This is a genomic window from Collinsella sp. AF28-5AC (assembly GCF_003457875.1).
GTDB lineage: Bacteria > Actinomycetota > Coriobacteriia > Coriobacteriales > Coriobacteriaceae > Collinsella.
In genome coordinates, this window is record NZ_QRTA01000026.1 from 243 (window position 1) to 7,059 (window position 6,817).

Below are 6,817 nucleotides of genomic sequence, written 5' to 3' on the forward strand. Positions count from 1 at the left end.
CGCGAGCGCCCACGGGGGCTCCGTCTCGCTCGCCAACAGCCCCTCGGGCGGCGCGGTGGCCACCATCGCGGTCCCCCTGTGCGGGATCTGACGAATCAGGCCCTCACACCGGCGTGCCTCGCAATCAAACGCTTCCCAGATAATAATGCCCGTTGCAGGGATCGCCCTGTCTAGTCGCCGCCCATGTGCATGAGCATGCCAGCGATGCGAGTCGCCATCTCGTCCGCCGCTGCACGGATGTTGGCGACCCAGGACGCAAGGCCGGCCTGATCGGATGCCTCCGCTTCAAGCACGTCGCAGTTCGCGGTCACCGCCATGAGCGGGGTGACGAGGTCGTGCGAGGCGGTGCAAACGAACGCGCGCTCCCGCGCCTCGGCTCCCCCACCGGTCGCATGGCGCGTCCCGTTGCCGACCACGCCACGGTGAGCCCCCAAAAAGCCGAAGCGATCGGCGTCACTCGCTTCGCTAAATCAACTTTATGGGATGACGGATCACGGTCTTGAGCTTCTCCGGCGCGCACTTGCGCGGGTCGGAGAGGTAAATCTCGTGATGCAGACGGGCTTCGGAGAAGTCGGGGGCGTAGCCCCGTTCCGCCGCGAATGTGCGCATGGCGTCTATGGTCGCCGGCTCGTCGTCGTAAGGCCCGGTATGCATGCACTGAACGCAAAGGCCCTCGTCGACCCTCAGCAGCTCGACCGCCGAGAAGTCCAGCTTCTTCTTGGCGGCAGCTTCCGAAACTGCCCAGTCGAAGTCCTCGCGAGTGACGAAATCGGGCAGACGGATGCACGAGATGAAGTTGAAGTCATCCTTCCGCGCATAATCAATCTCGCCATCGGTGCGGTCTTGCCACCAGAAGCCCTCGAGCGGAGGCACGACGAAGTCGAAATAGCCTTCGATCTCTCGCGGGCTCTTCTTCGACATCTTGATGGTATAAGCGACGCCGTAGAGCAGCGGCAACGCGTTCTGGTACTCGCCGCCTTCGGCATTGGGATTGCCCTTGCCCCGCACGGCGACGTAGCTCATAGGCGGAACGGTTACGATGCTCGGCTTGCCGGACGGCCTGTAGAGCTCCCTGAACTCCTTCTTGAAATCGTATGCCATCGCAACAAACCTCCCTGAGCTTGGGTTTCCATCGATATCCGACCAAATATAGCAATGGGCGCGGCTTCGGAAGAGGCCGCGCCCATTGCAGGATATTATAACACAGAATCGAACGTCTGTTCTATTCCCACTCGATGGCGTCGGTTCTGCCGTCCCGTCATTCCAGTTGCATCCAGTTTTCGGCATCGACACGGAACGCGTGCCGCCGAATGACGCGATGTCGCGTTTCGTCGGCTTCGGGGACAAAAGTTGGGACAACCTCAAAAACTTTTTTCAAACTCAGGGCTTTGAGTTTTTGTTTTTGTCCCAAAGTGCGCGGCGGGTCGCCTTTGGAGGCTCAATGGCGCCGAAAACGCCCGTTTTGAAACTCAACCGCCCTTTTGCCTGCAAGCCGCCAGCTGCAATCGCAAGTGAATTAACGCGGGTGGCTTGCGCGCCATTTGCAAAACCCCAGGTCGCAGGTCTTTGCCATTCGTGAACAAAGTGAGTAGTCTCAGGTGGCTTGCTTATGAGTTGGCGAACGGGCCTTCAGGATTCAGGGCAAACATGCTGGTAGAATAGGATTCTCAAATCAATGACAGGAGACCGAGCATGGCCGAACCCCACGATAGGAAGCCGATCCTCACGATCGAGCAGCAGATAGAGCACCTCAAGCAGAAGGGCGTAGCCTTCGAGCTGTGTTCCGAGGAAGAGGCCGCGGACTACCTGCGCGACAAGTGCAACTTCTTCAAGCTCGCATCCTACCGCAAACTCTTCTCGAAATACGAGGGAGGCCCGCGCGACGGCCGCTACGTAGACCTCGACTTCGGCCAGCTGCGCCTGCTCGCGGCGCTCGACCAGGAGCTGCGCCACGCCCTGCTCGGCATGACGCTCGACATCGAGCACTTCCAGAAGGTGACACTGCTTCGCGAGATGGAGGACCGCGGAGAGGACGGCTACGCCATCGTGGCCGACTACATGGCATCGCTTACCGCTGCAAACAGGGAGTACCGCCTGCGCGAGCTCAAGATGAGCGGCCGCAGCCCCTACAGCTCGAGCCTCTACGCGAAGTACTCCGGCGACATGCCCGCCTGGGCCTTCCTTGAGCTCACCTCGTTCGGCACCCTCATCGACTTCGTGCGCTTCTGCGCCAGGCGATGGGGCGACAGGCGCCTCGAGGCCTCCCACTACGACCTCAAGCGCGTGAAGTCCGTCCGCAACTGCGCCGCGCACGGCTCGTGCCTGATCAACTGCTTCGCCGAGAGGGGCGCCGCCCGGGGCTCGGCGTCCAGCGGCGTCTCCCGAAGGGTCGCCGCCGTGGGAATTCCCAAGGCGACCAGGAGGAAGTGGATGGGGAACACGGCCATGCAGGAGGTCGCGACCGTGCTCGTGGCGCACTCCGGCTTGGTACCCGAGGGCTCCTCGCGCTCGCGCGCCGCATCCGAGCTCGCCGAGATGTTCGCCAGGGCCGACGGCGAAACCGAGGCGCTGCCCGACAAGGGGCCCGACGCCGCAGCTCGCTCCGCGCTCGAATTCCTTCGCAGGTTGACAGAATCGCTCGGGTTGGTAGAATAGCCTGCAGATAGCAAAACCTTCACGGTTTTAGGGGCGGACTTGCGCAAGCGACTCTGCCCTATTTTTATATTCACCCGCTATAGGAGACGGGTGATACCTGGGTCAATGACAGAACTGAGAAGCCCGGAATAATGGAGCCAGTTAGAAACCCTCGGGTTTGCGGGGCGGGATCGTGAGAGCGATTCTGCCCTATTTTTTTCCTCCGTCTGCTCCAAATCAAGTAGTTCGAAGATAGCCTGTAGGTGTCCTCGTGGGCGCCTTTTATTTTCAGGGAATCGGCCGCTTCATGAACGAGCGACCGGCTTGACCTAGATCGAACCGCCTTCATCTCCGTCTAGGCACCGGCAATCAACATCGTGAATCCGCGCGTGCTACAATGCGGGCACCAGAGATGAAAACACAGTCCCCGTCGGGTAGTCGTGGGCGTGCGGGAGTCCGCATCAGTAACCTGCCTCCTTGGTTGTCCCTTCTCTGCATGGTCATCTACATAAAGGAGGAACCAGCCATGCAGATCAGCGTGTCGTCCACCCTGACCGTATATCACGACGGCCAATTCTGGGTCGGGCTGGCGGAGCACGTCGAGGACGGCAGATACGGCGCCGCCCGCATCGTCTTCGGCGCGGAGCCGTCCAATGAGGAGATCCTGCGATTCGTTGTCGGCAAATGGGCGAAGCTCGCGTTCTTCGGCGACGAGGCCACTGAAACAAGCAAGCCCGCGAAGAGCCCCAAGCGACGCGCTCGCGAGGCGGCGAAAGCACTTAAGCAGCCGGCGATGAGCACCAAGGCGCAGCAGGCGCTCGCGAATCAGCGGGAGACGATGAAGCGGGAATCGGCCCAAGCAAGAAGCCAGCGTCGCGCGGATGAGGCGGAGGCGCGCTTCGAGCAGCGAAAACTGAAGCGCAAACAGAAGCATCGCGGTCATTGATACCACCATCGACCCATATATAGCAGCAGGCGTAGCTTCGATTGAAACTACGCCTGCCACCTGGTGCTATAACGTTATACAGAACGTATGTTCTATACTCACTCGATGACTAACCCAGTCCGAGCACTACCGATGCGTGTCGCGTCATACCGCCTAAGAGCTGATTCGTTCAGAAAAGGTTCAGGGGGATCGTCGAGTTTATTGCGCCCTCGCGTTTTACAAAAGAGAGTACAAGGCCCTTTAGCTCGAATTATTGCATTTTGAACCCCGCCGCTCGTCCGTTCCAGTTTGCCCAGACGCCCCTCCCGCGGTGCCCACGTCCCAATGGGTGGGTACCATTTACCCGGGTGCACCTGGGGCAACGGGCCGGCAGGCCCGCGAAAGGTCGCTCGCATAACACGCAACATCAAACACGACAGAAGAGGCGAACGACAGATGCCGGACCCCGGACCACAGCACCGCGGAAGACGTGCATTCCGACCACGAACGAACGAACCTCGATCCTAGCCAGGCGCCCGCATGGGCGCCTTTTGCTTTTCGGGGACTTAGCCACGAGCTAAGGCGCGCAACTCATGGCCGTTTCGTGAAGGCCCGACCAGCTCGACCCACCTCGACCCGTCTCCGCTCCCGCCGTGCGCGCCAACCGCAATCAGGCGGTTCAATCGTCGCGCAGACGAAAAGGGACACGGTGCCGTGCGGCGTGCTCGCGCGGTGCCGCACGGGAAGATTGGAGGAACCATGGCACGCACGGCCGAATGCGTCGCGCCCGAGGGCAACCAAGATCGCGACGAATGGATGACGGTGATCGAGATGCAGGAGTACATGAGGGCGAGCCGAAACAAGGCGTACGACCTCATCTGGTCGGGAGAGGTCGACTCGTACAGGCTCGGAAGGAAGCTCCTGGTTTCGAGGGCGTCAGTGGACGCCTACATCGAGTCGAGGAGCGGCAGGAAATGACGGCGGCGACCGCCCCGGGAGCCGCCCGCGGCCGGGCACGCGAGGGAGCCTCGAGACGAAAGGAGCTCGAGGACGACCATGACCAAGAGCATTAGCAGGAGCCAGGTGAGGCTCATCGCATCGACCAACGCGATATTCGGCGCCGACGAGGCGTGCGCGATGCTGCGCATCAGCCGCGACGCCATGTACCGGCTCGCCAAGGACCCCGACGACCCGTTCCCGATCCGCTACATCGGCGGCAAGACGCGCGACGGCATCGTGCTGCACGACGAGCTCGTCGCATGGGTCGAGCGAAACAGCGTCGTCGGCTCACCCAGAAGGGGCTAGCGCCGATGGCGGCCGCAGGCCCGAGGGGGCGCGACGGCCCCTCCCCGCGCGAGTTCACGGCGGTACGGCATTTCATGATGGCGGACCTGGGCCTCTCCGGCCTTCCCCTGCTCGTCTACGCGCGCATCTTCGGCTTCTGCGACGCCGGGTGCGACTACTTCGAGAGCAAGGGCGGCCTGGCCCGCTTCCTCAGCGTGCAGGAGCGCAGCGCCCACCGCGCCATCCGCGACCTGCTCGACCGGGGCCTCATCGAGGAATGCGGCGTGCACGCCCCGGCGCGCGGGCACGCCACCAAGCGGTACCGCATCGTGCGCGAGAGGCTGCCGCCCGGAGCGCTGGCAACCCCTGACGATTCGTCAGGGTTCCCGGCGCGAAAGGGTGACGAAATGACAGGGCTCGCCGCGAACAAGGGTGACGAACCGTCAGGGTTCGCAGCCCGAACCCCTGACGAGATGTCAGGCAAACCCCTGACGATATGCCACCCAATATCAAAAAGGGATAACGAAGACTTCAGAAGATAAGGAAGGGGCGCCCGATGGACCGAGCGGGACTCATCACCCTGGAGCAGGCCCGGGCGGCCGGGCTCTCCTTCGACGAGCCGGAGCCGAGGACGTGCCCGCACTGCGGCGCCGCCCTCGATCCGCTCGGCGCGGCGCTGGCGGGAAAGGTCGCCTGGGTCTCCGCCGCCCCCTGCCCGTGCGAGGGCGCGGCCCGCGAGCGGGAGGCCGAGGAGCGAAGGCGCGCGGCCCTCGCCGCCAAGGAGGAGGCCGCCCGCCGGGAGAAGGCGCTCTCGCGCGCGGGCATCCCCAGGCGTTACTGGGCCGCCGAGGCCGACCGCCCCGAGTTCGCCGAGTACATCGCCTCGTTCGCGGGCAACGGGGGCGCCGGGCTCTACATACACGGGGGCGTCGGCGCCGGCAAGACGCACGCCGCCTCCGCCATGGCCAGGCTGTTCGCCGAGGCCGGCTACGACGTCGCCTTCACGACGGCCAAGGGCATGCTCGAGCGCGTGAAGGCCACGTTCGACGAGGGCGGCACCGAGGCCGCCGTCGCGCGATACGCCAAGTGCGACGTCCTCGTGCTCGACGACCTCGGCAAGGAGGACGCGACGGAATGGTCCGTCGGCACCGTGTTCAGCGTGCTCGACGCGCGCTACGAGGACATGCGCCCGACCATCGTCACGTCGAACTACGCGCCGGGCGCGCTGGCGGACAGGCTCGCGAGGCGCGGCGAGCGCGTAACGGCAGAGGCGATCGCGAGCAGGATCTCCCAGACCTGCAGCCCCGTCTACCTCGGCGGAAGGGACAGGCGCCGGCTCGGCTAGCTTGTGCGCTTCCCGTGGAGGCGCGGACGGCTCGACCCAGCTCGACCCATCGCGGGCGGCCCCGGTCGCCGCCGCAATCGAAATCGCTATACACGTCTTGGGCGGCGCCGGCGCGCCAGCACGCACGCCTGCTCCGACTCGCACCGTGCCCCCATCGCGAGGACGCCGCCCGCCAAGCAACAAACGAAAGGCGGAGGGCCCATGGACGGCTTCGAGAGGATAACCGGCCGCGAGCATGAAGGGCTCGTGGAGAAGTGCCAGGAGAACGGCTGGCTCAAGGTCGGCGGCTTCGACTGGCAGGACGACCCGTTCCTCGAGGAGTACCCCTACGAGTTCTCCCGCACGGACAGCGTCGACAGGCTCCGCGAGGCGCTCGGCTCGGGCAACTGGGCCATACGCCAGGGGTTCTGCTACCGCGACCTCGCGTTCATCCAGCAGGTGAACGGCGGCGACGAGTGGTGGACGCTCAAGCGCGACGGCGACGCGTGGACCGGCTTCGAGAGCTGGAGCTTCGGCGCCATCGCCCAGGAGCCCGAGCGGTTCGAGCGCGCCATGCGCGACATGTGCGAGGCGACGCCGGAGCAGTGCCGCAGCGGCGAGTGGGCCCATCTGCACGAGAAGGCGCCCGA

The 6,817-nt window shown here is 64.2% G+C and carries 10 protein-coding genes; 8 read left to right on the forward strand and 2 right to left on the reverse strand.

What is annotated here, in order from left to right:
- Positions 1-170: 170 nt before the first annotated feature.
- Complete coding sequence (locus DWZ01_RS10310) at positions 171-416, reverse strand: hypothetical protein (RefSeq protein ID WP_117848938.1); 246 nt, start codon at positions 414-416, stop codon at positions 171-173.
- Between the two features lie 49 nt (positions 417-465).
- Complete coding sequence (locus tag DWZ01_RS10315; RefSeq protein WP_117848940.1) at positions 466-1,101, reverse strand: GyrI-like domain-containing protein; 636 nt, start codon at positions 1,099-1,101, stop codon at positions 466-468.
- Between the two features lie 85 nt (positions 1,102-1,186).
- On the opposite strand from DWZ01_RS10315, the gene DWZ01_RS10650 reads away from it, so the two are divergent.
- The 8 genes from DWZ01_RS10650 to DWZ01_RS10355 form a co-directional block, all read left to right on the forward strand.
- Complete coding sequence (locus DWZ01_RS10650; RefSeq protein WP_147332651.1) at positions 1,187-1,579, forward strand: hypothetical protein; 393 nt, start codon at positions 1,187-1,189, stop codon at positions 1,577-1,579.
- A 113-nt stretch (positions 1,580-1,692) separates the two neighbouring features.
- Positions 1,693-2,655: an Abi family protein gene (locus tag DWZ01_RS10320; RefSeq protein ID WP_117848942.1), complete on the forward strand. Its 963-nt coding sequence runs from the start codon at positions 1,693-1,695 to the stop codon at positions 2,653-2,655.
- A gap of 505 nt (positions 2,656-3,160) precedes the next feature.
- Entirely contained in the window at positions 3,161-3,580 is a 420-nt protein-coding gene (locus DWZ01_RS10325) for a YjdF family protein (protein ID WP_117848944.1), read from the forward strand.
- A 738-nt stretch (positions 3,581-4,318) separates the two neighbouring features.
- Positions 4,319-4,537, forward strand: a complete 219-nt coding sequence (locus DWZ01_RS10330) for a helix-turn-helix domain-containing protein (RefSeq protein WP_117848945.1) — start codon at positions 4,319-4,321, stop codon at positions 4,535-4,537.
- Between the two features lie 78 nt (positions 4,538-4,615).
- Positions 4,616-4,864 (forward strand): AlpA family transcriptional regulator, encoded by a 249-nt coding sequence (locus DWZ01_RS10340; protein ID WP_042433145.1) that lies wholly within the window; start codon positions 4,616-4,618, stop codon positions 4,862-4,864.
- A gap of 5 nt (positions 4,865-4,869) precedes the next feature.
- Complete coding sequence (locus DWZ01_RS10345) at positions 4,870-5,385, forward strand: hypothetical protein (RefSeq protein WP_117848947.1); 516 nt, start codon at positions 4,870-4,872, stop codon at positions 5,383-5,385.
- A gap of 14 nt (positions 5,386-5,399) precedes the next feature.
- Positions 5,400-6,188 (forward strand): ATP-binding protein, encoded by a 789-nt coding sequence (locus tag DWZ01_RS10350; protein ID WP_117848949.1) that lies wholly within the window; start codon positions 5,400-5,402, stop codon positions 6,186-6,188.
- A 201-nt stretch (positions 6,189-6,389) separates the two neighbouring features.
- Positions 6,390-6,817: peptide ABC transporter substrate-binding protein (locus tag DWZ01_RS10355; protein ID WP_117848951.1), on the forward strand; the 428-nt coding region annotated here is incomplete at its 3' end.

What these genes read in the sequence shown, in the direction of transcription:
- DWZ01_RS10325 (WP_117848944.1), top strand. Translation starts at nt 3,161, where the DNA reads ATGCAGATCAGCGTGTCGTCCACCCTGACCGTATATCACGACGGCCAA.
- DWZ01_RS10330 (WP_117848945.1), top strand. Translation starts at nt 4,319, where the DNA reads ATGGCACGCACGGCCGAATGCGTCGCGCCCGAGGGCAACCAAGATCGC.
- DWZ01_RS10345 (WP_117848947.1), top strand. Translation starts at nt 4,870, where the DNA reads ATGGCGGCCGCAGGCCCGAGGGGGCGCGACGGCCCCTCCCCGCGCGAG.
- DWZ01_RS10320 (WP_117848942.1), top strand. Translation starts at nt 1,693, where the DNA reads ATGGCCGAACCCCACGATAGGAAGCCGATCCTCACGATCGAGCAGCAG.
- DWZ01_RS10340 (WP_042433145.1), top strand. Translation starts at nt 4,616, where the DNA reads ATGACCAAGAGCATTAGCAGGAGCCAGGTGAGGCTCATCGCATCGACC.
- DWZ01_RS10315 (WP_117848940.1), bottom strand. Translation starts at nt 1,101, where the DNA reads ATGGCATACGATTTCAAGAAGGAGTTCAGGGAGCTCTACAGGCCGTCC.
- DWZ01_RS10350 (WP_117848949.1), top strand. Translation starts at nt 5,400, where the DNA reads ATGGACCGAGCGGGACTCATCACCCTGGAGCAGGCCCGGGCGGCCGGG.